Origin of the sequence: Vibrio sp. 1731, from assembly GCF_033339955.1 — a bacterium.
GTDB classification, from domain to species: domain Bacteria; phylum Pseudomonadota; class Gammaproteobacteria; order Enterobacterales; family Vibrionaceae; genus Vibrio; species Vibrio alginolyticus.
Window position 1 is genome coordinate 369,373 of the sequence record NZ_JAWOVO010000002.1, and the last position, 25,494, is coordinate 394,866.

Sequence of the window (25,494 nt, forward strand, 5' to 3'; positions counted from 1 at the left end):
ATTTCCATATTTATTCTCACCTTCTAAATAATCCCATCCTGCTAGTTTTGCTTAAACCGCTTGTGTTTCAGAGCGGCGAGTCAGCAAAATTAAGGATGAACGATGAAATCACATGTAACACTTCCTCTTTTGAGCTTAAGCGCTGTTGCCGCATTGAGCTCATTTAACGTCAACGCCCACGGCTGGGTAGAGTTTCCAAGTGCTCGTCAAAATACGTGTTATTTAGACGGTGGCTTTTGGACCAACGAGATCCCTAACCAAGCGTGTAAAGCGGCTTTTGAAGAATCTGGTGCGTACCCGTTTGTGCAACGCAGCGAAATTGCAGCAAACGTACCAAATTACCGAGATATGGAGCATGTGAAAGCCGTGGTTCGCGACGGTGAGCTATGTTCTGCTGGCGATACAGCTAAGAAAGGCTTGAACATTCCTTCTCCAAACTGGCAGCGCACCAATGTTACGCCAGATGCAAATAACCAGATTGAATTGGTGTTTTACGGCAAAGCGCCGCACAACCCATCGTACTGGGAATTCTATCTCACCAAGCCAACTTATGATGATTCAAAACCTCTTACTTGGAGTGATTTAGAGCTGATCGACACCGCAGGTGATGTGTATGTTGATGCGGAAAAACGCTACCGTATTCAGGTGACTTTCCCTGCTGATCGTTCGGGCGATGCGGTACTTTACACTCGTTGGCAGCGTATTGATGTCGCTGGGGAAGGTTTCTACAACTGTAGTGACATTACGTTAAACGGAACAGGCACGACGCCACCGACTGACCCTGTTGATCCAACCGAACCGGGCAATAATCTGACATCTCTAGGCTACTTTGTTCAGCAAGGTTTCGGACCAGTAGAAGCGGGTGACACCATCCGTTTCCGTACGTTTAATGCGACAGGCAATGAAATTGTCGATATTTCACTGCCAATCAGCGCAAACAATACGACGACTTGGGCGGCAGAAATTGCTGATCAATTTAACGCGCAGCAAACGGGCGATTGGTACGTGGGCATTTGGCATCAAGAGATGAACCACTACATGTTCGATAGTAACAACGTGAATGCGAACCAAGTATTAGCGCCAAGCGCAGACTTCAGTTATGCGTTGTCACTGATCAAAGCGGATGTACCGCCACCAGTTGAACCAACCAACTTGTGGGACAAGACGGCTGTTTACGACCAAGGTGATGTGGTGACGCACAACGGTAAAGAATGGACCGCTCAGTGGTGGACGTCTGGTGAGGAACCAGGCACAACGGGTCAATGGGGGGTATGGCGTTAAGCCAGTTATTCGGGCCCTGATCAATAAAACCCTTCTCATGTGAGAAGGGTTTGTTTTTTTAGCCTAAAACGATCACTTTGGTCGAGTGGTTGTCTTGAAAATCAGAGCACATATCGTTATTCGCTTGCTCTCCACTCGCTCCAGTTGAGCATCGCGTAGTCTGCCAGTTTGAGCATCGGAATGTCTTCGTGTGTATCACCGTAGGCATAAACAGACGCAAATTCGTCGAGCGAAAACGTGGCCCTAACGCGCGAGACTTTTCTTTCTAAACTGCAATCACCTTGCTGGTAAAAGCCACTCAGTTTTGGCTGTTCTGAGATCAGTTCACTGCACAGCAAGTGGTAACCGTTCGCCTCACACCAAGGCTTGAGATACGCATTGAGTGATGCCGACACCACTACAATGGTATCGCCTCTGTGTTGATGCCACGCCAATCTTTCCATCGCTTCTGGCCGTAAGTACAGCGGGATCACTTCATGGGCAAACTGAGCGCCAATCGCTTCAATTTTTTGCGTTTCTTTCCCTGAAAATGCAATAAAACTGCTGAGTGGACGCATAACACGAGCGGGTAACACTCCGAGTTTGTACAGCGCATAAAATGGCATGATAGCGACCTTTCCTACTCGTTTGCGCAGGCCACAAGCAGAATAGTGGAGGAAAAGGCTAAACATATCCTCTCGGGTGATGGTGCCATCAAAATCAAACAGTGCCAGTGACGGCTTAGTAGTATCGAGCAAATTCAGCGCCTATTTTTTGGTTTAAGATCGTTTTGTGTTTATTGATAAAACACCGCCAACCAGATGGTTTCTTGCGTTGGGTCAGTCCAGCTCACTTTGTGTTTGGTATGAGCTGGAATCGTAACGTGATCGCCTGCCTCAAGTCGTTGCACTACATCTGATTCAAAAGTCAGCTCTCCAGCTCCTTTAAGAACCAAGACCCATTCATGTTCTTCTTGATCGTACCAGCCACTTTCGGGCGAGGTTTGCCCCGTTGAGACAATGCGTTCTATACGCAGGTTTTTGTGGGTCAGCAGGTCTTCGAACACTTCCTCGTCGAGGTTATTCGGTAAGTCTTTAAACAGGTTCATGGCCTTTCCTTAGAGAATGATCAGTCCAAAAGGCGCAAGCAATTGCTCTTGTTGCCAATCACAAATTTTAACACCAAACAGAGAAACGCGGCGAACATCCAGCCCGTCTAGTTCGACATGAGTCAGATCACACTGCTCAACGTTAAAGGTTCCCCATTGTTCTGGCGAGAATTCGCAGCGAGATAAATCCGAGCCTTTGAGAGTTGCCCCTGCGAGGTTCGCACCGTTCCAACGGTTTTCAAAGAGGTCACATTTTTCTAGTAACACTCGCTCGAAGTTACAGTAGGTGAGGTTGCAGCCAGTAATAAAAGCAGAACAGAAAAACATGGTGTTACTGACGCGATTAGCAAAGTTCGCACCTTGGAAGTTTGCCCCTTTGAGATCGCACTTACGTAGCTCCAAGCCCATACAATTTGCGCCGTTAAACAGGCTCATCGCCAACATGCAGTTCGTAAAGCTAGCGTCTTTTAAGTTCGCGAAGCGAAAACTACACCCTTCTAGCGCTTTGGATTCGATAAAGCGACAGTCGATGAACTTAGCATCGCGCAGATCGGCATGGTCGAAACAGCACATATAAAAGTGGCAGTTTTTAAAGGTAGCATTCTGAAAATCGTGATGAGAAAAGTTTTCTCGTTCAAAAATGAGATCGGTTTTTAACATGTCTTCTCCTTAGCTGCGAGCAGACTAGCACTCCAAGTGACTGATTTTCCAGAAAAATAACCACTTGTATTTCAGTGCTTTACAAACCCCTCAAATCGCGATTTTAAGGGGGCAAACGAGCGTTTTAAGTGGGTTGTTTTTTGAAAATAGAAGACGTAGAGGACGAAAAAAGTTTTTGCTGGCTACGAGCCTTAACGAGAGGATTCGCATTTATGGGTATGCATGGCAACTCACACGCACAGTTTGCATTACAGAATTGTATCCTATTTGCATAATTTGTTGATCAATATGGCGTTTCTCCATACAAAAAACCTATATTTTTCACAAATTGATTTCCATCAAAATAGTAGGGTTTCTATGTGCTAGATTGCGCACAGCTCAAAAAGATATAGATACCCGTGTGCTTCAAGGCGCTGAGTTTACTTGAAATCTCAGATCAGTTAGTAGGCACCCCTTTGGGTACGACATAACGAAGCCCTACGAAAGGAAATAAAAATGAAAAAAACAATCTGCAGTCTAGCAGTGGTTGCTGCACTCGTGTCACCAAGTGTTTTCGCTCATAAACAAGGTGACTTCGTTCTTCGTGTTGGTGCGGCGTCTGTCGTTCCAAACGACAGCAGCGATAAGATTCTTGGTTCTCAAGAAGAATTGAAAGTGGATTCAAATACGCAGCTTGGTTTGACGTTTGGCTACATGTTTACAGACAACATCAGTTTAGAGCTTCTAGCAGCAACACCATTCAGCCACGATATTTCAACAGACTTGTTAGGTCTTGGTGATATCGCGGACACCAAACACCTTCCACCAACGCTTATGGTGCAGTACTACTTTGGCGAGCCACAAAGTAAGTTCCGTCCATACGTGGGTGCAGGTCTCAACTACACCATGTTCTTTGATGAGGGCTTCAATAGCACGGGTAAAGGCGCTGGTCTTTCAGATCTTAAGTTGGATGACTCATTCGGTCTAGCAGCGAATATTGGTGTGGACTACATGATCAACGATCAATGGTTCCTCAACGCTGCTGCGTGGTACGCAAACATTGAAACAGAAGCAACTTACAAAGCAGGTGGAGAGAAGCAAAAAACCGACGTCAAAATTAACCCTTGGGTATTTATGATCAGCGGCGGTTACAAGTTCTAAGAAAAACCAGTAGTTACACGCACATTACTATTATTGGCATGACTTTGGGGGCGGTTACGGGGACTGCCCCTCTTTTTTATCCTCGTTTTGATTGCACATCATTTACTCCACTTAGCAACATGCAAAATTGGATCTTTACCTTGCAGATCATTTTATTGTCGGAAGATCGAAAAGTCCTACACTGATCACATAATTGAACAAGTGGACAATATAAATGAGCGACGACATCGCAAAGCATTCCTCCTCCAGATCTAAGCTGGTAAAAACTCTTTTCTTTACTCTCTGTGTTATCGCATTTGGTGCGATGTATTGGTCTTGGCAGTATTCAGACAGTCATCCAAGCACGGAAGATGCCTACGTTAGGGCAAAAATTTTGTCGGTAGCGCCTCAGGTAAAAGGCCAAGTGGTTTCTGTGGATGTCAAAGACTTCCAATCTGTTAACAAAGGTGACCTACTGCTGAAGATAGATTCACGCCCATATTTGTTGGCAGTGAAGCAAGCAAAAGCGGCATACCAATTGGCGGTCCAGCAACATGACGTTGCCGATAAGCAGGTAACTGAAGCTGTTGCGGGCTTAGATGCGGCGCGCTCTAACCTGATAGAAGCGCAAGTAGAGTACAAACGTACGGATTCCCTAGTGAAACGCAAACTGGCGTCGGACCAAGATTTAGATACGGCGAAAAACAAACTCGCCAATGCCCAAGCGAGCCTAGAGCAAGCACGTGCGACGGTAGAAAAAGCCATTGCGAACCGTGGTGAAGAAGGCGTAGAGGCTGCGGTCGTTCAACAAGCGGCAGCACAGTTAGCGCAAGCGGAGCTGAACTTGAGCTACACCGACATTACGTCACCAGTGGATGGCATTACCGGTGAAATCAATACGCACGTAGGCTCGGTCGTTAGCGTGGGTCAAACGCTGTTCCCTGTGATTTTAAAAGACAGCTATTGGGTACGCGCGAACTTTAAAGAAACCGATCTTACTCACATCAAACCTGGTATGCATGCGGATGTGGTGATTGATATGTACCCAGACGTGGTGTGGAAAGCAACGGTAGAACAGCTGTCGCCTGCGAGTGGTACATCGTTCTCCTTGATGCCACCAGAAAACGCAACGGGTAACTGGGTTAAAATCAAACAGCGTTTCCCTGTACGTTTGGCATTAGAAGTACCAGCCGATGCGCCGCAACTTCGCGTGGGTGCGAGCTCAGAAGTCACCATTGATTTGCAAAGTAGCGTGCAATGAACCATCAAATTACGGCAGACAAACGGGGGATTGCCACCGTCGCCGTGATGCTTTCTGCCATCATGGTGTTAATCGATATGACCGTTGCGAACGTGTCGCTATCGCACATGATGGGCGCGTTGGGCGCAACGGCAGACCAAATTACTTGGGTGCTGACGGGTTACAGCATGGCGGAAGCGATCTTCATTCCGATGACCAGTTTCTGGGTGTCGCGCTTTGGTGAACGCAAAGTCATGTTGGTTGCTGTGATCGGTTTTGTGATTGCCAGTGCGCTTTGTGGGCAAGCACAGTCTCTTGAAGAGATGGTGCTATTTCGCATTATCCAAGGCGCTTTCGGCGCGTCGGTGATTCCATTGGCGCAGTCGACGTTAGTGCAGATCTATCCGTATGAGCAAAAAGGCAAAGCGATGGCGATTTTCTCCATCGGCATTTTGCTTGGTCCTATTTTGGGCCCAGTTGTAGGTGGTGTGATCACCGACAACATTAACTGGCGCTGGATTTTTTACATCAACTTGCCATTCGGTTTGATCTGTACCTCTTTGATTTATCGCTATATCCATATCGACAACAAATCCAAACCTAACTTTGACTGGTGGATCATCGGTTACATGGCGTTAGGTGTGGGCGCGTTGCAGTTTGTGTTGGATAAAGGGAATGAAGACGACTGGCTCGACTCACGTATGATTCAGACCGCGATATTGCTCGCAGTCATGGGATTGGTGATGTGGATCTATCGCAGTTGGAAAACCAAAAGTCCAATAGCGCCATTGTGGCTACTGAAAGACCGAAACCTTATGGTCTCGTCATTGATGATTGCCGTGGTGTCGATGGCGATGTTTGGTCTGACGACTCAACAACCAATGCTGTTGGAAAGCTTGCTGGATTATCCGGTCTCAACCACTGGTTTATTAATGGCACCGCGTGGGTTGGCGTCAGCGGCGATGTTGATTTTGGTGATTAAGCTCAATCCGCAATTCGATCCCAGAATCAAAATAGTCTTTGGCTTAAGCTGCATCGGGATTGGTAGTTATTTGATGACGCAATACTCACTGCAGATCGATACATTTTGGATTGTGATGCCGAGTATGATTCAGGGGATGGGGCTTGGTTTAACCTTCTCGACGCTATCCACCTTGGCGTATTTAACGATTCCGAAAGAGCAATCTGTTGCGGCGGCGAGTATTTACAATCTGTTCCGTACCATTGGTAGCTCGTTTGGTATTTCTATCGCCACCACGTTCCAATATCGTGATAGTCAGCAGCAATGGCATGCACTGGGAGAGGGTATTAATCCTTATAATCCTAACTTGCATGACTGGGCGGCCAATCAGGGGCTTTCTATTACCGACCCGGTTGCGTTAGACCAATACCAACAGATGTTGCAGCAGCAATCGCAAATGGTCGCGTTTGTGCACACCTTCCAGCTTGTGGGAGTGATGTTCGTGATCATGATGCCGATGCTGGTTTTCATTCGGTCGCGTGAATAACATGAAGTTCCGGTGAATAGTGTAAGAGAACGCCTCTCAAGTTGTGTCAGCTTGAGAGGCGTTTTTTATTGGACAGTGCCAGTGAAAGAAGGACGTTTACTCAAACGTCACTTCGTCAAAATGCGGATTGGTTTTGAGCGCGCGCATTGCGACTAATTGTTCAGTCGGGAAAGCGGTGTGCTCACCATCCATATCTAAAAACAAGCACTCTTGTCGCTGCATGTCGTAGCCTGTGTCGAACGCGTTGCCCTGATGAGTTTCACCATTTTTTAGTGTGATCTCGATAGGGAGCTTAAACATACAGGCGATTTCAATAAAATCGTATTGGCTGCAAGTCACCATAGTTTTCTCCTTTCAAACCGACGCAGTATTCAGAAGGTTTGAGAACCGTATCCTTAAATAGGAGACGTTTGATTGAAACTGAATCTTCATCTTACACCTCATTTTGGTCACGAAATAGACATACACGCACGTTTTAATAAACCTACTGTTGAGCGTTCACAAGCGAGACAAAACTACGATATGTCTGAGACGATACTTAAGCGCACATACCTAACAAGTGAACAAAAGACACAAAAGCCAAGTTCACTGATTTCCCCTCAAACCTACGATGCGCAGTTGGCGCACCGTGTTCACCACTCGCCTCAATTTGAAAACGGCCGAGTTAAAAACGAGATGCCAAATGTCCCTAGCCCGCAATCATTCTGGCAGGTGTGTTGGAGCTATCTTGGTGGTAGAACGCCATTGAGTCCTAACGAACATCTGCCACATTTCCCAATTCAACCTACGCAGTTTGCGCAGCGAAGTGAATCGATGCGCGTTACTTGGCTGGGCCATTCCACCATGCTGGTGGAGGTCGATGGCATTCGAATTCTGACTGATCCGGTATTTGATTACGCTTCTCCGTTCATCGCAAAAGCGTGGTTTGAACGCAATATTCCCAATACCCATGCCAGAGATTGTTTGCCGATTCCTGAAATTATCGTGATTTCGCACGATCATTACGACCATTTAGAAGCATCGACCATACGTTTCTACGCCGATAAACCCGTGACGTTTTATGTACCCTTAGGGGTTGGCAAGCACCTGATAAAGTGGGGCGTTTGCGCAGACAACATCGTGGAATTCGATTGGTGGGATAGCGTGCACTATGCCGGAATCGAACTGATTTGTACGCCTGCTAACCATAATTCGGGTCGTACTTATTTCGATAAAAACTCGACCTTGTGGGCTTCTTGGATCATCAAAGGCAAAGAAGAGACGCTCTATTTTAGTGGCGATTCAGCTTACGATTCGCACTTTTCCGAGATCGCACTGCGATGTGGACCAATCGACATTGCCTGTTTGGAAGTGGCTGCTGATGTGAAAGGCCAAGGTTATCCGGTCGAAAACTGGGGGCACATGCAGGCTCATCATACCGTGCAAGCGTTTCGCGATTTAAATGCGAAAAAACTGTTGCCAGTACATTGGGCTACATACGAACTGTTTACTCACCGCTGGGACGAACCGATTTTAGATTTGCTTACCCATTGTCAAAAAGAACATATAACGCTGCTGACGCCAATGCCGGGGGAGAGTTTTTACGTTCATCAAGAACATATAAATAAACAATGGTGGCGAGAAAAAGAAATAGGTGAACCAGCTAGAATTTTGACTTAATAATATGATCTTACTTCAATAATTATTTTAGAAATTAACCTTGTTATTTTCAGAATATAACAAGGTTTTTACTCGCTTACTCATCAATCACTTGAGGTTTTAACTCGACGACATTTCCTTCCGGATCATGTATATAGAGTGATCTACCGAACCCTTGTGCGCCGTAGCGCTTCGCAAACTCTTCGGTTTCAATGCCGTTCGAACGCAGATATTCCAGTATTTCATTTTCGCAAAAAGGCGCTAGTTGCAGGCAAAAATGGTCAATATTACGACCATTTTGAACTGGTGGCTTTCCGCCAAGTTGCCCTAACTCGCTGTCTACCGTCACCACATCAATTAAGGCGTTGCCAGCCCTAAGCTGGGTTAAACCAAGCTCCATTACTTCGCGCTCGACAGGGCAGCCCAAAATATCTCGATAGAAATGCAACATGGCGTCGAGGTTGCACGTTCTTAACACGACATGATCAAGGGCTTGGATTGCGATTGGGTTGTTGGTGGGCATGCTTCACTCCTTTTTGCATTGTGTTGAGGTAAGTATAAAGTGACCTTAAAAGTGGTGAGAGAAATGATCAAATTCCAGATGTTTTTTTGCTAGAGCGAGTGCAGAAACACTGCAACTCAAAGCAAACAAAAAAGGCTAGCGTATTGCTAGCCTTTTGGGATATGGATGGGGCTATTACTCGTAATCAGAAGCGTAAGTTTCTTCGTAAGAGTGTGAGTAAAGCTCGAATAGGTTGCCGAATGGGTCTTCTAGGTAAACCATTTTCGCAGGCTTATTATCGTCTTCTGGGTGGTAACGCATGATGTCCATGCGAACTTTGCCACCTAGTGCTTCGGTGCGTTTGATAGCACCTTCAAAATCGTCTGTCTGTAAACAGAAATGGAAGATACCGATGCGAGAAAAATCCACTTCATGGCGCTCTTGACGTTCTTTCATTTCGAATAACTCAAGGCCGATGCCATCACTTGTCACAAGGTGCGCAATGTTGAAGCCTTTAAAGCCTTCCCCAAAGACCGCAATACACATTCTGCCAATTGCCGTTTCGCGTTCTTCAATCACTTTCGTGTTGCCCATAACGACTTTTAGACCTAGCGCTTGCGTGTAAAACTCAACCGCTTTGTCCATATCTCCGACCATAATACCGACATGATTCATTTTCATTTGTTTGCTCCCAACATGTGTGTTTGAACGTTGTCTTGTTTCGATGTGGGAGAGTATATGGCGTGATGTTGATTACATGAAATTATCATAAATTATAAAAATGATAATTTTATTTAATGCTATGCATGTTGGGATTGAGTTAGTGAGCTAAGGCCTCAACAGCTTGTCTCACCGAGGTGAAATGAATCTTGATAATACACCGTTGCGCGAGGCTGAATTCATGCGATTGGATTAATGACGTAACCTCTTCTACGGACAGCGTTCGTTCTTTTAGATGTAAAAGAGTGGTGTTCGAACCATTGTTTTTCAATTCGAACGTGTTGCCATTTGAGTCAATAACGTAATCATCTTGCCCAAAAATGAGGGCTTCGCATTCAGAGTCTAAGTCGGACTGGGAATGCGTGTAGATCAGCTCATCGTCGCCGTCTAGTTTTAGCAAGCATGGCCAACATACTGCGTGGTCTCTCATGGTTAACTCATTATTCATTGTTATTTAGAAACTTGACCCAGGTTGTTGCAAAAACGCTGACTCTTCGGGAGTGCTCTTTCTTCCCAGTATCGCATTGCGATGAGGATAGCGCCCAAACTGGTCGATGATGGCTTTGTGTTTTAGCTCAAAATCGTAGTTATTTTCAAGCCCTGATGCGCGGAACAATTTTTCAGCTTCGACATGAATGAGGCGAGATTCGCTGTGCATAAACGGCATGTACAAAAAGCTTAGCTGCTCGGGCGCTAATTCTTTGTCGTGACCTAACCGAATTGCCTCTTGAGCCAATGCTAATGCGAGTGGGTCTTGTGCAAACGCTTTTGAGGTGTTGCGATACACATTACGTGAAAACTGGTCGAGGACGATGATTTCGGCCAATCGTCCTTGTGCGCTGTCACGCCAATTAAACAGTTCACAACGAGCCGCTTGTTCTAATACCGAGGCAAATCGCGATGTAATACGCTTGTCCAGTTCTGGGTTGTTTTCAAACCAATTTTGGGGCGATAGCTCCTCGAACCAAAATTTGATGACTTCTTGGTACATGGATCTTCCTTCCTATTGCATTAGCTAAAGAATAAAAAGCCAGAAGGCGAGCTCCTGGCTTTCTGCGTGTTATCGACCGTAAGTCTCTACGATGTAACGTTCAAAATCGTCACACATTTGTTCGTCAGAGATGGCGTTGCTTGCCAGCTCTTTACTGCCGTCGACGACTTTAATCGCGGCGTTCAGTGAAGCGACTGGTACTCGCTCTCGCGTCGCAAGTGAGTCGATTTTCTTCTGCTGCACTTCCCATGCCTGTTCTGGCGACAGGTTACACACGTCTGCAAGGTATTTGGCATTGAAGCCTTCGCCAGTCAGGCAGACAATGGTTTCGTTGTGCGACAAGTGATTGCCTGCGTGCCAGTAGTGTTTTGCCAGCAGTGGGCCAATTTCTGGGTTATCCGTCAGGTAACCAAACTTATCAAGGAAGTATGCTCGGGTCTGATACACCGCCATGTGCGCGAGTAGATAACCTTGATACGCACAAGCCGCTTCGTCGGATAGCAAATGTGGAATCGCCATCAGTGGGCGAGGGCTGCATTCCAAACCAAGGATCTGTTTTTCACAATCGCGAGCTAGCTTAGTGATGCGCTCTGGCGTTAACTCGTCATCGCTCAGTTGATACAACGCGCGCTCAAAATAGGGCACAACCAAGATGCTACGTTCTTCATAAGCTTTGAATGGCTGACGGCTGTTGATCATTGCTTGAATAATCTCATCAGGCACAGAATTCCCTTCATCATCCAGTGCGTACTGTTTTAGCCAATCGGCATCGGTTAACAGGCTATCACAGAACATCGACTGAGTTTCTGCATAAGCCATTGACGTCGGCGCAAACTCCTGCGAGAAACAAGGTGCGTTCATTTTTACGTTCGCAAAGTGTGCTGCGTGGCCGCCTTCGTGGAACAGCGTGTTAATGCCATCGTAGCCACTGCCCACTTGGTCTGGTTTGGCATTACTGGTGAAGTTCACCTGCGCTGCGACCCATTCGCCTTGATTATAGAAAGAAGGGATAGGGCCGTGGCAGAACCCATTCGGGTACTTACCTTTGCGATCTAGTAAATCCAGCGTTAGCGTCGCGCCAGAGTAATCAATATTTAGGCGACCAAATGATTCTACCCAGCGTCTCAGAGATTTTGAGAACGGCACGTATGGGTCAAGGTCACGCATAACGTTACCCGCGAATGAGTAAACAAAGTTGTAGCCTGCTAGTGCGCTTGCGCCTTTCTCTTTCGCCAAGTTTTCTAAGCTGTTTAGATGCGCATCTCGCGTGCGTTGTTCGAAATCTTCCAAAATTTCGAATAGCTGCTCAGTGCTCATCTTTTCCGTTTTTTGCACGGAGTAATCAAAGAAAGTCGCATAACCCAGTGAGCGAGCGAACTGGTTGCGCAGTTTGATCAGTTCAATAAAGCCGTTTTGCAGTAGCCATTGTTCAAGGTTCAGCAACGCTTGATGAGCCGATTGGCGAACTTCTTCATGATTGCTGGTGCGAATGGTTGAGCTTAATACTGGAAGTGAACCTTCTACTTGCTCGCCGTTCTCATCGGTAAATGTTTGTACGTGGTTCTGTTTTTTCTCGAAGAGCTCAGCTTCAAAGGCAATGAGCTGATTTTTCAACGCTTGTGCTTTTTCGCCCTCGATAGCGTGAGATTCAAACATCGCCAGCCAACCAGATAGACCCGTAATGGTTTGTTGTTTCTCTTGTGGGTCGGTAATTGAGTCCGCGGCTTCAAGCTGTTGTTTGATGGCAGTAATTTGCTCGGCGTTGCTTAAAAAGCTTGTCCATGCCGTTTGTGCTTGCGTCGAGCCATCATGGTCATCGCTGATCCCCATGTAAGTTTCCCAAAAGAAATCTTCTTTGGTGCGGTGAATCGCAAGGTAACGTTGATTGAGGTCGTTGAGGTAATCCGTTGCGGTCATTTTGATCCTTCAAATGGTTTCGTTATGTAGACAGTTGATTATTGCACGCTTGGTCGCGAGAAAGGAACGCTAATCTCATTTGTCGATTTTGCATCGCGTAAAGGTGATTTTACTATTTGTTTACATTTGGGTGAGTTAATAGGAGTTATGAGCTTGCAGTGTTAAGACTGGTATGGAGTTTACAGTTTATTAAGTAATTAATCTGCGGTGCGCTATCGATGATCCTTATCAGGTGTAATAAGATTTCCATATCGTGGCGATACAGTTGGAAACGATATGATAAATAAGACAAAAGTTACGTTATTGGCGGTAGGTACGATTTTAGTTGGATGTTCCACAGTCGCGCCACCAAGAAATGATGCGGTTGAAAGCATTCAACAAAAGTGTTCTGTGATTTTAAGCAATGATGTTGCTGGCGACCAGCGCTGGCAGACGTACAACGGCTTGCTTGTAGAATATGCCGTGCATGGCGTTAAGAGTCAGACACAACTGGAACGTTTTGAAGCGTTTGTGCAGAGAGTGCAAGATGATGAGTCTGGACAGTTAGTTACTGAGTTGATTGAGGTCACCGACTGGGGATGCTCAAACGGCAATTATCTTGAAGAGATGAGCTTGTTTATTCAAGAAGTTCAAAAGTAAAAAACCGAGCGTTAAGTCGCTCGGTTTTTCTGTTTGTGGAACGCTTTTGTGCGCTGGCTCGTCAGGACGTTTACTCTTCTGGATACTCGCCCATACCTTGCGTTTTACCTTCCGCTTTCCAATGCTCTCCAGGAGCAAATGCTTCATCGCATAAATCTACGGTGTAGCCCATTTCTGTGATTTCCTTCAAAGTGAGGTTATCAGCAATATTTGCAACTTCCCCCGATTTATTCCGTAACTCCATGTTGATCTCTCCTCTGTAGGTAGACGAGTGGCATCAATGCACAGTGAAGAATGCATTGGTAACCTTTGTTCTAAGTATATAACCCGCTGCTAAAAATGAAGGTTTAATCCACTTTTTAAATATGGGCAATTGGATAATGCTTTGAGCTGCTTCCGTTATTTAGAACCGCAGCATCGCGATAGTTTGCCATTTGTGATTTATTGAGTGATTAAACGGTCAATTTGGAAACTCGAAATGGTGATTCTCGACCACGCTTTAGCACAACAAATTGTTGATCGAACCATGTCCATCATTGGTCACAATGTGAATGTGATGAACTCGGCAGGCATCATCATTGGCAGTGGCGACCCTAAACGTGTTGGGCAAGTGCATGATGGCGCGGTACTGGCGCTGAATCATGGCGATTCGCTAGAGCTTAATGAGCAGCAATGTTTGACGTTGCAGGGTGTCAAACCCGGTATCAATATGTTGTTGAAATTACATGGCGACGTGGTCGGTATTGTTGGCGTCACAGGAGAGCCGGAGAAAATCCGAGATTTTGCAAAACTGGTTAAAATGACCGCTGAACTAACAATCGAGCAAGCTGCGCTGGTGGAAAAATTTCAGTGGGACAGACGTCATCGTGAAGAGTTTATTCTGGCTTGGATCAATGGCAAATTGACCGATGAAGAGCTGAAAGATTGGGCGATGCGTCTTTCTATCGATGTTACTCAACCACGGGTGGCAACGGTGATTGAAGTCTCGACGCCGTCGGCCTCGAAAAGCATGAAGAGTGTGCGCAATATTGTTGAGCTGCTTGAATACCCAGAGCGTAACAACCTAGTTGCGATTGTCTCAGTGAATGAAATTGTGGTGTTGAAACCGTGTCATTCCGCCAAGCAGTGGGATAGCCAAGTTGAAAGTGAGCGCATTGATAAGTTGATGTCGCGTTTAAGCGATCACGATTCGCATACGTTTCACATTGCGCTAGGGCAGCTGTTTAATGAGCCTAAAGATGTCGCGTTGTCATACCAAAGTGCGAAGCAGGTATTAGCTATTGGCAAGCAGTTCTACCCAGAGAAACGTAAGTACCTGTTCGATGAACTTCGTTTGCCTGTTTTGTTAGCGCCGTTGGCGGATATTTGGCAAGGTGAACAAATTATTGATGGTGTGAAACGGTTGAAAGAGAAAGACAAATCTGGGCAATTACTGAAAACCCTAGATGCACTGTTTGAATGCAATGGCAATGTAACAGAATGCTCTAAAATGCTGTTTATTCACCGGAACACTCTGCGCTATCGGTTAGAGAAAATCACCGAGATAACAGGGCTACCAACCACCAATTTTGTGGGGTTAGCGGAGCTTTATATTGCGACTCGGCTCTCAAAAATGTCGTGATGTTGTGCATTTGCACAATACGCGTTATTTTTTGACCACATCATTTGTCACTCCGCCTAAAGGAATTCGAAAGCAAACGATTAATAATTCATGCGTCCCTACATGTTGAGTGAGCCAACACGGACTCGCTCAGCAAAATAAGAATAAATGGAGTTATCATGAACCTTATATTAATCCTGCTCGGGGTGATCGCATTTATTGTGCTCACGACCACCAAATTCAAATTACATCCCTTTTTAGCGCTGATCATCGCGGCGTTCCTTGCGGCATTTGCTTACGGCTTACCGGCAGATAGCATTGCCAAAACCATTGCTTCTGGCTTTGGCGGCATCCTTGGTTACATTGGTTTGGTTATCGTTTTAGGTACCATCATTGGTGTTATTTTGGAAAAAAGTGGTGCGGCGATCACCATGGCCGATACGGTCATCAAAGTGTTGGGTGAGCGTTTCCCAACATTGACCATGAGCATCATCGGTTACATCGTTTCTGTTCCAGTATTTTGTGATTCAGGCTTTGTCATTCTGAACTCGCTCAAAGAATCACTCGCTAAGCGTTTAAAAACCTCAAGCGTTGCGATGAGTGTGGCGTTGGCAACTGGCCTATACGCAACGCACACGTTTGTGCCGCCAACTCCTGGCCCGATTGCCGCTGCGGGTAACTTAGGCCTGGAATCTAACCTTGGTTTAGTGATTGGTGTGGGTGTGTTTGTTGCAGCGGTTGCGGCGTTAGCGGGTATGTTGTGGGCGAACCGATTCCAACATGTTGAACCAGATGGCATTGAAGCCGTAGAAGAAATTCAGCAAGACTGGCAAGCACTCAAAGCGTCTTACGGCAAATTGCCAACGGCGAGCCAAGCATTCGCTCCTATTTTTGTTCCTATCTTATTGATCTGTTTTGGCTCTATCGCGAAATTCCCAAGCCTACCGCTGGGCGAAGGTTTTGTGTTTGATGTTCTGACTTTCTTAGGACAGCCACTAACGGCATTGGTGATTGGCCTGTTCCTTTCTGTTTGCCTACTCAAGTCAGACAACAAGATTGAAGAATTTGGCGAGCGAATCAGCCAAGGTATTACGGCTGCTGCGCCTATTCTTTTGATTACCGGTGCGGGTGGTGCATTTGGCGCGGTATTAAAAGCAACGCCGCTAGGTGAATACTTGGGTACGACGCTATCGGCGCTGGGCGTGGGTATTTTCATGCCATTTATCGTTGCGGCTGCGCTAAAATCGGCGCAAGGTTCGTCAACGGTTGCACTAGTGACCACATCGGCTTTGGTTGCGCCTATGCTTACGCAATTGGGGCTAGATTCAGAAATGGGCCGCGTATTAACGGTGATGGCGATCGGTGCAGGTGCGATGACGGTTTCTCATGCAAACGACAGCTTCTTCTGGGTAGTTTCGCAGTTTAGCCGCATGTCAGTGGGCTTAGCGTACCGCGCGCAAACCATGGCTACGCTCGTTCAAGGTGTCACGGCAATGGCATTGGTGTACATTTTGAGTCTCGTTCTCTTATAAGTCTCTGGAAATACGTATGAAAGTGGTAATTGCACCTGATTCATTTAAAGAAAGCTTAACCGCCAAACAAGTGAGCGAGGCGATCAAAACGGGTCTTGCTCGCGTATGGCATGATGCCGAGTTTGTTACGGTTCCGGTCGCAGACGGTGGCGAAGGCACGGTTCAATCTTTGATAGATGCAACTCAAGGCGAACAAGTCTTCACAACAGTGACTGCGCCATTAGGGAATGATGTTGAAGCGTTTTATGGCATCCTCGGCGACGGCGAAACTGCGGTTATTGAAATGGCGGAGGCCAGTGGGCTACACCTTGTGCCGAGTGACGCTCGCGACCCAAAACTGACCAGTAGCATTGGTACCGGACAGCTGATCAAACACGCGCTAGACAGAGGCATTCAACGTTTAATCATTGGTTTGGGCGGCAGCGCTACCAATGATGGTGGCGTGGGCATGTTGACCGCGTTGGGGGTGGCGTTTCTTGATGAATCTGGTCATGCAATTACCCCAAATGGAGGCGGGTTAGCGGCGCTTGCGTCCATCGATATTTCTGGTCTTGACCCTCGTTTAGCAACTTGCGAAGTGTTGGTAGCGTGCGATGTTGATAACCCACTCTGTGGTGACAAAGGCGCGTCGGCTATCTTTGGCCCTCAAAAGGGAGCGACGGTATCAGACGTCACTCTGCTCGATAACGCATTGCGCAAGTTTGGCGAGTTGACGGAACAAGCGACGGGTAAGCATGTACTGACTCGTGAAGGGGCGGGTGCTGCTGGTGGTATGGGCGCGGCCTTGCTCGGGTACACGCCAGCACGTTTGCAACCAGGAATTGAGATTGTGCTTGAAACGGTCAAACTTGCTCAGCATGTTGAGGATGCGGATATCGTATTTACAGGCGAGGGTCGAATCGATCATCAAACCGCACATGGCAAAACGCCGATGGGCGTTGCTCAGGTGGCTAAGCAGTGTAATTTACCAGTCATTGCATTAGCAGGCTGTGTGGGCGACAACTATCAGGCGGTTTATGAGTGCGGCATTGATGCGGTGTTTGCTTGTGTACCAAGGGCGATGAGCTTACCTGAGGCCATGAAAGAGGCCGACGTCAACGTTGCTAATTTAGCCGAAAACGTCGCGAGAATGTGGCAAATTAAGTCGAACTGAAGGCGATGACGATATGAAAAAACTCCACCTTTGTGTGGAGTTTTTTGTTGTTACCTGTTTGCGTATGTCGGCATAAGTTCATTTAGCAAGAGCGAGTTAACAGGCATGTTTTTTTATCAATTTTGCCAGAGTTTGCATCGCGTGACTCCAATCGGTTTCATGACCAAAGTTTGCCACGCTGAGGCGTACGCAATGCCGATATTGCCCTTGAGTGCCAAATACGGTACCGGGAAGTAGGCTGATTCTGTGCTTATTGCATGCTTGATACAACGCATAGCTGTCCGTGTCTTCGGGCAGTCGCAACCAAAGTAAGAACGAGCCTTGTACGGCGTTGATCTGGTATCGATTTTTTAGAGGTTCGTATTCATCCAAGTATTGATGAAGCATCTGGATAAATCGTCGCATGTTGTTTTGATAAACCCGACCCATTCGCGCAGTATGCGTTCGATACTTGCCTGACGTTAGAAACGTTGCCACGGCGGATTGCATCAGGTTCAAACTGCCCATGTTCTCACACAGTAGATATTGTTCAATTTGGTCTCGATATCGCCCCGCCAACATCCAACCAATTCTCAAACGCGAATCGAGCGTTTTGGATAACGAATTCACGTAAATTACGCGTTGCTTGTCATCGAGCAATCTCAAGCTTGGCAACGGCTTATCATAACTTAACCCGCCAAACACATCGTCTTCGATAATAGGAATATTGCCGGACGCCAATAGCAATTGCTGGCGCTTTTCTAACGGCATCATGGCACCAGTAGGGTTGGTGAAGTTTGGTGTTACGATGATCGCTTTTATGTCCCATGTCGCCATTGCTTTTGCTAAGGCTTCGGGGCACATACCGTCTCGTGGGCAACTCGGGATTTCCACCACTTTGAGGCCGAGTGATTCGAGCATCAATAAGTTTCCAAAATAACAAGGAGACTCCACCGCGACGATATCGCCTTTTTGTGTCGTTGCGCGCAGCGCTAGGCTTATTGCTTGTTGCGCGCCGTGCGTCACCATGATTTCATCCAATTTGGCTGGTGTGCCCAAATCTTGCGTGATTTTCGCCAGTTGTTTAATTAAGAGGTGATCACCGGGTGGCAACTGGTAATGGCTCGGTACATGCGTTTGCTGGCGGCTGTGACGGCCGATCTCGGCGTACAAGCTTTTGATCGCGGGAGAGTCAATGTTTGGGTGGGCAGAACCGGTAGGCAAACGCTCTTGGTATTCAGGATAAGTAAGGATTTCTTTGCAGATCGAGAGCAAATCCACGCGAGTCGGATCCGGAATTGAGCGAGAGGTCGGCAAAGCGACTTTAACTCGATAACCCGATTTGGGAACCGAGTACACCAAGTTTTGTGCTTCCAGCTCTTGATACGCACGAATCACGGTATTTTTACTGACGTTTAATTCTTGGCTCAACGAGCGAATGGAGGGCAGTCGATCATCCGCCTGATAAACGCCACCACTGATGGCTTGTTTGAGGTGTTTTTCCACCACGAGGTACTTATTCCCTTCACCGCTTCCCAATAAATCTGTACCCATAAAAACACTTCCATCTGTCACTTTTTGAAAACACTGTACCTAATTACATTAGCAGTATCTCAAAACATAAAACAAGCGTGAGTGAGGCGATCATGTTAATCCGAGCCATCCCTTTTGTATTTGTCATCCTTTGGGCTTCTGGATTCGTTGGTGCGCGTTTTGGTTTGCAATATGCCGAGCCAGCGACACTACTTTCTATCCGTATGGCATTCAATGTCTTATTGTTTTTGGTTCTTGTGGCGGTATTGCGTAGAAGGTTGCCGACAGGAAAAGATTTATGGCACAGCTGTGTGGTTGGTGCATTGATCCACGGTTTCTATCTGGGCGGTACTTATTTCGCTATCGCCTTAGGTATGCCTGCGGGGTTGAGTTCGTTGCTGGTGGGTATTCAACCGATTTTAACCGCGGCTTTGCTGGTGGTGTTTGTTCGTGAGGAATTTAAACCCTCGCAATGGTTGGGTTTGGCTCTTGGTTTTGTCGGTATCGCTATGGTGTTGATGGGCAAAATGGAGTGGCAATCCGAGCAGCATAAAGTGTTGGCCATTGGTTTGTGTTTGTTGGCTTTGGTTGGTATCACGCTAGGGACGCTTTATCAGAAAAAACATTGCCAACAAGTGGATATGGTGGGTGGTGCGACGGTGCAATATTTGGCCGCGCTCGTCATGTTTCTGCCCGTTGCGATGCAGTTTGAAACCATGCAAGTGCAGTGGGAACTGGAGTTTATTTTGACTGTGTTGTGGTTGGTCGTCGTGCTCTCTTGTGTAGCTATTCTACTGCTGCTGTACATGGTTAAGAACGGTGCTGCATCGAGCGTAGCTTCTGTATTCTACCTGGTGCCGCCAACGACGGCGATTCAGGCTTGGCTCGCGTTTGGAGAGTCATTTGATTGGATGGGGATTTCTGGTTTCGTACTGGCAGCTACGGCGGTGTATTTGGTGGTTAAAAAGCCGGATCTGACGATAAAGAAATCGATTCAAACAGAATATACCTAAATTGGGTAGGGACATTTGCGTATCAGTGGGTACAATCTGCTTCATCTTAATCCGTGGAGCAGAATGATGAAGGTAAAGCCAGATCGAATGACCGCCATGCGTAGCATCATCGAGCAAGTAAAAGCGGAACTACCAATTTATGAACCAGAAACGTTTGTATGTGGACCAGAAGGGCAGTGCATTGGCTGTCCGAAGAAATTGTTGGAAATGGTCGATTCAGAAGTCACTTATTGGGAGTCAGCCATGGAGCGCGGCATTGTTCCGCAGTTCGATGAGATTCGTCGTTTTGGCAAAATGTGCACGAATGTTCGTCGTGGTCTGGTGCGAAATAATGTGCCTTTACTCAGTAACTAGAGAGTAAAAATCGTCTAATATCTGACACATAGCGTCGTTTTGTTACACTGCTCTTTGGCTGCTGTTCTCAAGTTTGAGTGGTGTTTGTCTCTTCTTACCCCTTAAGCCTTTAATCGTAAGAAATTGGCGATATATTGGCTCGGTCTCACATGGATGTGGGGCTATTGTCTTGGGCTAGTTGAGATAAGAAACGTGAAATCAAAGGGATTTACGCTGATGGAAATCACCATAGTGCTTACCACTTTGGCTTTCATCGCATTAGCTGCTTTACCAGTACTACTCGATATTCATCGCCAAGCATACGCTGCGATGCTGCACAGTTCTCAGTCTTCTTTGGGTACGGCTCTCAAATTCTTTCATGCTCAATCAGTGATTGATAACGCTTACGGCCAAGAGCACGTTCACTACATTGACCGACATGTCAAAACACGCAAAGGCATGCCAGAAGCGAGTGCCGATAGTATTCGAGCTTTGTTAGAAATCGATCTACCAGCCAGAGGTTATTCGAAAATTGACGTGCCGTGCAAAGGCAGTGATTTTTGCATCATCGGTCAGCAGCACCCAAACAGTGCTCATTTTGTCGCTATTCCTGATTATCAGTTCTTAGATAAATCGGGTGTTGATCGCGTGGTGTACATTTGGCCGCAAGGTTACACACTGGCAGAAGAAGCATGCTATTTCTACTACGTGAATCAAGCCTCTAACGATTCAATTGTTCGAGGGTATGTGACGCAAGGGTGTTAATCCCGAATAAGTGTTGCGAACAACGGTTATCGTGAGTCTACAAATCGGGGTTTTTCGAAGGGCTTTGCGCTTTATACAATACCATTTTTTGACTCATCAAGACTTTACCATTTGGCAAGGTCACTTCCCCAAGTTCCCCCTGATGTTCAAATCCAAACCGTTCATATAAAGCAATCGCTGGTGTGTTGGTTGTGTATACGTAGAGTGCGATTTGGTCGTAACCAAATTCCCAACCACGTGCGATCGCGACTGCCAATAGTTTCCGCCCCAATCCTTTGCCTCGGTAGTTTTTGTCGATGTGAATACCAAGAATACCGACGCGAAGGCGTTGCCCTCTTTCGTAACCGCACATCTCAGCTGGGTAGATTTCAACACTACCGATAAGTTTTTGGCGGTCAAACGCGACAAACTGAGGGATGGACTCGTTTTCCACACGTTGCAGGATTCTGCGAAGCGTTGCGTTATCGGGTGCAGGAGAAATCAAAAATTCCCCTTCGGAGTACACTCGATTCCACAGCGCGGTGAAGCGCGCGATATCGCTCACCTTGATGGATCTGATTTGCATTCATCTTCCTTGATTAGTGCAGGTTAGTAACGGTTAGGGGATAAGCTCAGATAAACAACGAATTTGGTTAGGAATGGCTTCGGCTGGTGCATCAGCGCCCGTTGGGTTAAACCAAATTGTGTTTACGCCCGCTTTCATCGCAGGGTAAATATCTTTGTGAGGTAAATCGCCAACCATGGTTATTCCACTCACGTTAACCCCTAACTGTTTTGCGATGGCGAGATAAAACTCAGGTTGGTTTTTAGCGATACCGAGGTTGGCAAAACAAAAATAGCCATTTAAGTATTGGTCTAAGTCGACGCGAACAAATGCACGCTGAACCTCTTCCATGTTGGAATCAGATGCACTGGTCGCAATGTAGATGGGATGATTTTGGGAAAGTATTGCCAGTGTTTCTCTGGCTTGAGGAACTGCTTCTACGTGTTCCCAATCGCACATTTTTCCTTGTGCGTGAGGGAAATCTACCATCAAGGTGTTCCCCCAATCGAAAAGATAAATCATGTTCGAATCTCCTTATCCGCACATCATATCGTCTTTTTCTAAAATCAGGGGGGTAAATTGCATCGATAAATGCGATTTAGGTGGGTTTAGTCGTGAAAAGCGCTTAATTGTCGTTATCGTTACAAATGTTTCAGCATAATGCGTGAGTTAGTTTTAAAACCTTGATTATCGTAAAAGCGCTGTGCTGGCTGATTGAATTCCATCACTTCCAATCGAACTTGTGTGGCATTGGCATCGCGCGCCCATTGCTCACAGGCTTGGAGCAGTTGGCGGCCGATTCCTTGCTGCTTTTGCGCTTCATCGACAACAATTGTTCCCACGCGACAAATTGGGTCTTTGATCAGAAAACTGACGGTGTCGTTTTGGGTGATCATCGCGGTTAAGAAGCCGAGAATTTGCTGTTCGCGTTCGGCAATCAAAAAGAGTCGCTCTTTGTTCTCTAGTGCTTGTGCAAGAAATTCTCGATCAGCTTCTGATGGCGCAACAAAGGCTTCTGGCGCATTCGCAAAATGCAGTGAATTAATTTGAAAATTAAGCTGAAAAATTCCGTCTAAATCATCGGGAATCGCTTGTCGGATATGGACTTGCATTCTATCTGCCCCCTGCAATATCGATAAATGATCCTGTGACATAAGAGGCTTCGTCATTTAATAGCCAAGCGATCGCATTTGCTACTTCTTCTACCGTGCCACCGCGTTTAAGAGGAATTTGAGGGCTGAGTCTATCTACTCGGTTTGGTTCTCCGCCGTCGGCATGCATATCAGTGTAAATGAAACCAGGTCGAACGCCATTGACGCGAATATTGCGCTCTGCCAACTCTAGCGAGAGCCCTTTAGTTAAGGTATCCATCGCGCCTTTTGATGTGGCGTAATCGACATACTCAAATGGCGCGCCTGAGCGCGACGCTCCAGAGGAGACATTCACAATTGCACCGCCTGCACTGAATCGCCTCGCCGCTTCTCGACAGCAGAGAAAACAGCTATTCACATTGGTGTTCATTACTTTCTGAAAGCGTTCCAAGCTGATTTCTGACAAAGGCGATTGAGTAAATAGGATGCCAACGTTGTTGACCAAGTGCGTCACTGCACCAAATTCACGTTCTGTTTCATCAAACAAGGAGAGCACTTGCTTCTCATCGGCTACGTCTGCGGCGATGGCAATCGCTTTGCCACCGTTTGCTTGTATTTCTGCCACAACTTGGTCGGCGGCCTCTTGCTGAGTGCGGTAATTAACGCAAACGCGATAGCCTTGCTCGGCCAGCTTTTTCGCCGCTGCGGCTCCAATGCCTCGGCTTGCGCCGGTAATGATGACTACTTTATTCAAAATACGTCCTTATTTTTGTAGTGAGTAGATTTTATCGGCGTAGGGTTTGCCACCAATTTGGTATGCGTCTGGAATGACCTCAATGAGTTCGAAACCACATTTTATCAGGACACGTTCTGACGCAATATTGCCTTCAGTGACCGTCGCGGAAAAGTGGTTGATGTTATGTGTCGAGGTTGCCCAGTATAGAAGCGCTTGAAGAGTTTCTGTTCCAAACTGTTGGCCATGAAATTCCGGCAAAAGTAAGTAACCTACCTCTGCCTTACCGTTTTCAATAGCAAAGCCAGTGATGCCGATGGGTTGTTCAGATTGCTTATCGAGTATTACAAGGCAAAGCCAATGCTGGCAATTTGGGGTCCATGGTAATAATCGCGAAGCAAATTTTTCTCTTATTTCTGTTTCGCTGGGACGATCGAAACAGAGCGCAATAACCTCTTGTTCGGAGAGTAATCGTTGAAAGAGTTCCCAGTCACTGGCTTTGATGGGTCTTAATTGGCTTCTGTGCGTCTCGATATAAACTGACATGCGTGTCCTTACTGCATCAATGTGGAGATTCAGTCTCTCATCCTCTTATCTGTTTAATCAAATAGTTGCATTCATAAAAGTGATTTATGTGGTGAATAGTTGGCTGGGTAATGGATTATTGCCATATATTCATCTTTGAGATGCAAATAACAAAATTTCATACTTGAGGCATACAGAGCAACACGGAAATGATGTGGATCAAGAGAGGGCTACCCATAAAGTAGTAATTTGCGACCTATAATTACATTTTATTTGGAAGTGTTGCTAATTATGTCAATAAAAAAACGATATGTTGCACTGCTGGTTGCTGCCGGCATTGGTGTGGGCTGGTTAACTTTGGGGGGGAGTGCGGCAGTAATGCATTACACCTCAGATACTGAATTTTGTCTCTCGTGCCACTCTATGGAAACCCCTTACAAAGAGTACCAAGGCTCAGTGCACTTCAGTAATGCGAAAGGCATTCGCGCGGAATGTTCTGACTGTCATATTCCTCAAGAACCAATGGATTACCTGATCACCAAAATTCGTGCGTCGAAAGACATTTACCACGAATTTGTGACAGGCAAGATCGACACGCCAGAGAAATACGAAGCACATCGTAAAGATATGGCTGAAACGGTATGGGCTCAGTTCCGTGAAAACGATTCAGCGACGTGTCGTTCGTGTCATGATTTCGATGCAATGGAAGAGTTTGAGCAATCACGTGATGCGGCGAAGATGCACGCTTACGCGAAAGCAAACGATCAAACGTGTATCGATTGTCATAAAGGTGTGGCGCACTTTGCACCAGAAGCAGAGCTAGACAGCAAGGCATTTGAAACGTTGATGAGCTTCACCACAAAAACATCACCTGGTGCCAAAGTCGTTTACCCTGTGACTGAAATCGCAATGGGTGAGATGGGTAAAATTAACCCAACGACGAAGTTGGAAGTAATCAGCTCTGAAGGCGACAACCGCACTGTTAAGTTGAACGCATTCCAAATGAAAGGCGCAGAGCAAGTGCTTTACATGGGAGAAGGTCAACGTGCCATCGTAGCAACGCTAACAGAGCAAGGCCAACAAGCGCTTGAAACTGGTGAATTTGAGGCAGATGTTTACGGCAACGAATGGCGCGCGGTTTCTTTAACTGGCGCTATTGATTCTCCAGTTGTTGACACGCTTGAACCAGTATGGTCATACGCAGAAGAGTTGGACAACGTTTACTGTGCAACTTGTCACGCGAAAATTCCTTCAAATCACTTCACAGTGAATGCATGGGGACCGGTAGCGAAGAGTATGGGTGATCGAACTGATATTTCAGCCGAGAACCTAGAAATTCTAACCAAGTTCTTCCAGCACCATGCAAAAGATGTGGTTGGTCACTAACGATA

General features: G+C 46.4%; 29 protein-coding genes. 13 read left to right on the plus strand and 16 right to left on the minus strand.

Annotated features, from left to right (window positions below; translation table 11 throughout):
- Positions 1–102: 102 nt before the first annotated feature.
- The gene (locus R7035_RS04380; RefSeq protein WP_053308042.1) at positions 103–1,281 is read left to right on the plus strand and encodes a lytic polysaccharide monooxygenase; all 1,179 of its coding nucleotides are present in this window, start codon (positions 103–105) and stop codon (positions 1,279–1,281) included.
- A gap of 116 nt (positions 1,282–1,397) precedes the next feature.
- Here the strand turns inward: R7035_RS04380 and R7035_RS04385 are convergent, their stop codons facing one another.
- From R7035_RS04385 to R7035_RS04395, 3 genes are read right to left on the minus strand one after another with little or no spacing between them, the layout of a single operon-like run.
- A complete protein-coding gene (locus R7035_RS04385) occupies positions 1,398–2,018 on the minus strand; it encodes an HAD-IB family hydrolase (RefSeq protein WP_262651578.1) in 621 nt (206 codons plus the stop codon).
- A gap of 38 nt (positions 2,019–2,056) precedes the next feature.
- Positions 2,057–2,368, minus strand: a complete 312-nt coding sequence (locus R7035_RS04390) for a cupin domain-containing protein (RefSeq protein ID WP_047725283.1) — start codon at positions 2,366–2,368, stop codon at positions 2,057–2,059.
- A 9-nt stretch (positions 2,369–2,377) separates the two neighbouring features.
- Positions 2,378–3,028: a Qnr family pentapeptide repeat protein gene (locus R7035_RS04395; RefSeq protein WP_005374358.1), complete on the minus strand. Its 651-nt coding sequence runs from the start codon at positions 3,026–3,028 to the stop codon at positions 2,378–2,380.
- Between the two features lie 495 nt (positions 3,029–3,523).
- On the opposite strand from R7035_RS04395, the gene ompW reads away from it, so the two are divergent.
- The 3 genes from ompW to R7035_RS04410 all read left to right on the plus strand — a co-directional run bounded on the left by ompW (position 3,524) and on the right by R7035_RS04410 (position 6,895).
- Positions 3,524–4,168, plus strand: coding sequence for an outer membrane protein OmpW (gene ompW, locus R7035_RS04400; RefSeq protein WP_064354457.1), 645 nt, complete (start codon positions 3,524–3,526; stop codon positions 4,166–4,168).
- A gap of 214 nt (positions 4,169–4,382) precedes the next feature.
- A complete protein-coding gene (locus R7035_RS04405; protein WP_213871349.1) occupies positions 4,383–5,408 on the plus strand; it encodes an HlyD family secretion protein in 1,026 nt (341 codons plus the stop codon).
- Positions 5,405–6,895: an MDR family MFS transporter gene (locus R7035_RS04410; RefSeq protein WP_069543312.1), complete on the plus strand. Its 1,491-nt coding sequence runs from the start codon at positions 5,405–5,407 to the stop codon at positions 6,893–6,895. Before R7035_RS04405 ends, R7035_RS04410 begins: the two co-directional genes overlap by 4 nt.
- A 96-nt stretch (positions 6,896–6,991) precedes the next feature.
- Here the strand turns inward: R7035_RS04410 and R7035_RS04415 are convergent, their stop codons facing one another.
- On the minus strand, positions 6,992–7,237 hold the full coding sequence (locus R7035_RS04415; protein ID WP_005374351.1) for a Rho-binding antiterminator: 246 nt from the start codon (positions 7,235–7,237) through the stop codon (positions 6,992–6,994).
- Positions 7,238–7,417: 180 nt separating this feature from the next.
- On the opposite strand from R7035_RS04415, the gene R7035_RS04420 reads away from it, so the two are divergent.
- Positions 7,418–8,554: an MBL fold metallo-hydrolase gene (locus R7035_RS04420; RefSeq protein ID WP_262651714.1), complete on the plus strand. Its 1,137-nt coding sequence runs from the start codon at positions 7,418–7,420 to the stop codon at positions 8,552–8,554.
- 76 nt (positions 8,555–8,630) lie between these two features.
- On the opposite strand, the gene R7035_RS04425 is transcribed toward R7035_RS04420, so the two are convergent.
- From R7035_RS04425 to R7035_RS04445, 5 genes are all read right to left on the minus strand, one after another.
- A complete protein-coding gene (locus tag R7035_RS04425; RefSeq protein WP_005497761.1) occupies positions 8,631–9,056 on the minus strand; it encodes a VOC family protein in 426 nt (141 codons plus the stop codon).
- Between the two features lie 174 nt (positions 9,057–9,230).
- On the minus strand, positions 9,231–9,716 hold the full coding sequence (locus tag R7035_RS04430) for a VOC family protein (protein WP_025768760.1): 486 nt from the start codon (positions 9,714–9,716) through the stop codon (positions 9,231–9,233).
- A 139-nt stretch (positions 9,717–9,855) separates the two neighbouring features.
- Complete coding sequence (locus R7035_RS04435; RefSeq protein ID WP_017634368.1) at positions 9,856–10,185, minus strand: DUF4144 domain-containing protein; 330 nt, start codon at positions 10,183–10,185, stop codon at positions 9,856–9,858.
- A 24-nt stretch (positions 10,186–10,209) separates the two neighbouring features.
- Entirely contained in the window at positions 10,210–10,746 is a 537-nt protein-coding gene (locus R7035_RS04440; protein ID WP_025768761.1) for a DUF924 family protein, read from the minus strand.
- 69 nt (positions 10,747–10,815) lie between these two features.
- Positions 10,816–12,663: a M3 family metallopeptidase gene (locus R7035_RS04445; RefSeq protein WP_025768762.1), complete on the minus strand. Its 1,848-nt coding sequence runs from the start codon at positions 12,661–12,663 to the stop codon at positions 10,816–10,818.
- Positions 12,664–12,939: 276 nt separating this feature from the next.
- On the opposite strand from R7035_RS04445, the gene R7035_RS04450 reads away from it, so the two are divergent.
- Positions 12,940–13,302, plus strand: coding sequence for a hypothetical protein (locus tag R7035_RS04450; RefSeq protein WP_025768763.1), 363 nt, complete (start codon positions 12,940–12,942; stop codon positions 13,300–13,302).
- Between the two features lie 70 nt (positions 13,303–13,372).
- Here the strand turns inward: R7035_RS04450 and R7035_RS04455 are convergent, their stop codons facing one another.
- Complete coding sequence (locus tag R7035_RS04455) at positions 13,373–13,546, minus strand: hypothetical protein (protein WP_005374332.1); 174 nt, start codon at positions 13,544–13,546, stop codon at positions 13,373–13,375.
- Between the two features lie 234 nt (positions 13,547–13,780).
- Between R7035_RS04455 and R7035_RS04460 the strand changes: the two genes are divergently transcribed.
- From R7035_RS04460 to R7035_RS04470, 3 genes are all read left to right on the plus strand, one after another.
- Positions 13,781–14,923 (plus strand): sugar diacid recognition domain-containing protein, encoded by a 1,143-nt coding sequence (locus R7035_RS04460; protein WP_005374330.1) that lies wholly within the window; start codon positions 13,781–13,783, stop codon positions 14,921–14,923.
- A 158-nt stretch (positions 14,924–15,081) separates the two neighbouring features.
- Positions 15,082–16,434 carry a GntP family permease gene (locus R7035_RS04465; protein WP_005374327.1) on the plus strand — a complete coding sequence of 451 codons (1,353 nt, stop codon included), beginning with the start codon at positions 15,082–15,084 and terminating at the stop codon, positions 16,432–16,434.
- A 16-nt stretch (positions 16,435–16,450) separates the two neighbouring features.
- Positions 16,451–17,587 carry a glycerate kinase gene (locus R7035_RS04470; RefSeq protein WP_005374325.1) on the plus strand — a complete coding sequence of 379 codons (1,137 nt, stop codon included), beginning with the start codon at positions 16,451–16,453 and terminating at the stop codon, positions 17,585–17,587.
- A gap of 96 nt (positions 17,588–17,683) precedes the next feature.
- On the opposite strand, the gene R7035_RS04475 is transcribed toward R7035_RS04470, so the two are convergent.
- The gene (locus tag R7035_RS04475; protein ID WP_005374322.1) at positions 17,684–19,120 is read right to left on the minus strand and encodes a PLP-dependent aminotransferase family protein; all 1,437 of its coding nucleotides are present in this window, start codon (positions 19,118–19,120) and stop codon (positions 17,684–17,686) included.
- Between the two features lie 92 nt (positions 19,121–19,212).
- Between R7035_RS04475 and R7035_RS04480 the strand changes: the two genes are divergently transcribed.
- The 3 genes from R7035_RS04480 to R7035_RS04490 all read left to right on the plus strand — a co-directional run bounded on the left by R7035_RS04480 (position 19,213) and on the right by R7035_RS04490 (position 21,210).
- Positions 19,213–20,112 (plus strand): DMT family transporter, encoded by a 900-nt coding sequence (locus R7035_RS04480; protein WP_005374320.1) that lies wholly within the window; start codon positions 19,213–19,215, stop codon positions 20,110–20,112.
- A 66-nt stretch (positions 20,113–20,178) separates the two neighbouring features.
- Complete coding sequence (locus R7035_RS04485) at positions 20,179–20,466, plus strand: hypothetical protein (protein WP_005374318.1); 288 nt, start codon at positions 20,179–20,181, stop codon at positions 20,464–20,466.
- A 153-nt stretch (positions 20,467–20,619) separates the two neighbouring features.
- On the plus strand, positions 20,620–21,210 hold the full coding sequence (locus tag R7035_RS04490; protein WP_225474250.1) for a type II secretion system protein: 591 nt from the start codon (positions 20,620–20,622) through the stop codon (positions 21,208–21,210).
- A 37-nt stretch (positions 21,211–21,247) separates the two neighbouring features.
- Here the strand turns inward: R7035_RS04490 and R7035_RS04495 are convergent, their stop codons facing one another.
- The 5 genes from R7035_RS04495 to R7035_RS04515 form a co-directional block, all read right to left on the minus strand.
- A complete protein-coding gene (locus R7035_RS04495; RefSeq protein WP_005374314.1) occupies positions 21,248–21,775 on the minus strand; it encodes a GNAT family N-acetyltransferase in 528 nt (175 codons plus the stop codon).
- A gap of 33 nt (positions 21,776–21,808) precedes the next feature.
- Complete coding sequence (locus R7035_RS04500; protein ID WP_005374312.1) at positions 21,809–22,276, minus strand: HAD family hydrolase; 468 nt, start codon at positions 22,274–22,276, stop codon at positions 21,809–21,811.
- A gap of 119 nt (positions 22,277–22,395) precedes the next feature.
- Positions 22,396–22,866 (minus strand): GNAT family N-acetyltransferase, encoded by a 471-nt coding sequence (locus tag R7035_RS04505; protein ID WP_005374310.1) that lies wholly within the window; start codon positions 22,864–22,866, stop codon positions 22,396–22,398.
- A gap of 1 nt (position 22,867) precedes the next feature.
- Complete coding sequence (locus tag R7035_RS04510) at positions 22,868–23,599, minus strand: glucose 1-dehydrogenase (RefSeq protein WP_005374308.1); 732 nt, start codon at positions 23,597–23,599, stop codon at positions 22,868–22,870.
- 9 nt (positions 23,600–23,608) lie between these two features.
- Complete coding sequence (locus R7035_RS04515) at positions 23,609–24,124, minus strand: GNAT family N-acetyltransferase (RefSeq protein WP_017634358.1); 516 nt, start codon at positions 24,122–24,124, stop codon at positions 23,609–23,611.
- A gap of 270 nt (positions 24,125–24,394) precedes the next feature.
- Here R7035_RS04515 and R7035_RS04520 point away from each other — a divergent pair, with 270 nt between their 5' ends.
- Complete coding sequence (locus R7035_RS04520; protein ID WP_017634357.1) at positions 24,395–25,489, plus strand: NapC/NirT family cytochrome c; 1,095 nt, start codon at positions 24,395–24,397, stop codon at positions 25,487–25,489.
- Positions 25,490–25,494: the final 5 nt, after the last annotated feature.

Bases quoted from the DNA above. Each gene is read 5' to 3' on its own strand.
- R7035_RS04380 (WP_053308042.1), top strand. From the start codon at position 103: ATGAAATCACATGTAACACTTCCTCTTTTGAGCTTAAGCGCTGTTGCC.
- R7035_RS04390 (WP_047725283.1), bottom strand. From the start codon at position 2,368: ATGAACCTGTTTAAAGACTTACCGAATAACCTCGACGAGGAAGTGTTC.
- R7035_RS04395 (WP_005374358.1), bottom strand. From the start codon at position 3,028: ATGTTAAAAACCGATCTCATTTTTGAACGAGAAAACTTTTCTCATCAC.
- ompW (WP_064354457.1), top strand. From the start codon at position 3,524: ATGAAAAAAACAATCTGCAGTCTAGCAGTGGTTGCTGCACTCGTGTCA.
- R7035_RS04405 (WP_213871349.1), top strand. From the start codon at position 4,383: ATGAGCGACGACATCGCAAAGCATTCCTCCTCCAGATCTAAGCTGGTA.
- R7035_RS04410 (WP_069543312.1), top strand. From the start codon at position 5,405: ATGAACCATCAAATTACGGCAGACAAACGGGGGATTGCCACCGTCGCC.
- R7035_RS04415 (WP_005374351.1), bottom strand. From the start codon at position 7,237: ATGGTGACTTGCAGCCAATACGATTTTATTGAAATCGCCTGTATGTTT.
- R7035_RS04420 (WP_262651714.1), top strand. From the start codon at position 7,418: ATGTCTGAGACGATACTTAAGCGCACATACCTAACAAGTGAACAAAAG.
- R7035_RS04425 (WP_005497761.1), bottom strand. From the start codon at position 9,056: ATGCCCACCAACAACCCAATCGCAATCCAAGCCCTTGATCATGTCGTG.
- R7035_RS04430 (WP_025768760.1), bottom strand. From the start codon at position 9,716: ATGAAAATGAATCATGTCGGTATTATGGTCGGAGATATGGACAAAGCG.
- R7035_RS04435 (WP_017634368.1), bottom strand. From the start codon at position 10,185: ATGAGAGACCACGCAGTATGTTGGCCATGCTTGCTAAAACTAGACGGC.
- R7035_RS04440 (WP_025768761.1), bottom strand. From the start codon at position 10,746: ATGTACCAAGAAGTCATCAAATTTTGGTTCGAGGAGCTATCGCCCCAA.
- R7035_RS04445 (WP_025768762.1), bottom strand. From the start codon at position 12,663: ATGACCGCAACGGATTACCTCAACGACCTCAATCAACGTTACCTTGCG.
- R7035_RS04450 (WP_025768763.1), top strand. From the start codon at position 12,940: ATGATAAATAAGACAAAAGTTACGTTATTGGCGGTAGGTACGATTTTA.
- R7035_RS04455 (WP_005374332.1), bottom strand. From the start codon at position 13,546: ATGGAGTTACGGAATAAATCGGGGGAAGTTGCAAATATTGCTGATAAC.
- R7035_RS04460 (WP_005374330.1), top strand. From the start codon at position 13,781: ATGGTGATTCTCGACCACGCTTTAGCACAACAAATTGTTGATCGAACC.
- R7035_RS04465 (WP_005374327.1), top strand. From the start codon at position 15,082: ATGAACCTTATATTAATCCTGCTCGGGGTGATCGCATTTATTGTGCTC.
- R7035_RS04470 (WP_005374325.1), top strand. From the start codon at position 16,451: ATGAAAGTGGTAATTGCACCTGATTCATTTAAAGAAAGCTTAACCGCC.
- R7035_RS04475 (WP_005374322.1), bottom strand. From the start codon at position 19,120: ATGGGTACAGATTTATTGGGAAGCGGTGAAGGGAATAAGTACCTCGTG.
- R7035_RS04480 (WP_005374320.1), top strand. From the start codon at position 19,213: ATGTTAATCCGAGCCATCCCTTTTGTATTTGTCATCCTTTGGGCTTCT.
- R7035_RS04485 (WP_005374318.1), top strand. From the start codon at position 20,179: ATGAAGGTAAAGCCAGATCGAATGACCGCCATGCGTAGCATCATCGAG.
- R7035_RS04490 (WP_225474250.1), top strand. From the start codon at position 20,620: ATGTGGGGCTATTGTCTTGGGCTAGTTGAGATAAGAAACGTGAAATCA.
- R7035_RS04495 (WP_005374314.1), bottom strand. From the start codon at position 21,775: ATGCAAATCAGATCCATCAAGGTGAGCGATATCGCGCGCTTCACCGCG.
- R7035_RS04500 (WP_005374312.1), bottom strand. From the start codon at position 22,276: ATGATTTATCTTTTCGATTGGGGGAACACCTTGATGGTAGATTTCCCT.
- R7035_RS04505 (WP_005374310.1), bottom strand. From the start codon at position 22,866: ATGCAAGTCCATATCCGACAAGCGATTCCCGATGATTTAGACGGAATT.
- R7035_RS04515 (WP_017634358.1), bottom strand. From the start codon at position 24,124: ATGTCAGTTTATATCGAGACGCACAGAAGCCAATTAAGACCCATCAAA.
- R7035_RS04520 (WP_017634357.1), top strand. From the start codon at position 24,395: ATGTCAATAAAAAAACGATATGTTGCACTGCTGGTTGCTGCCGGCATT.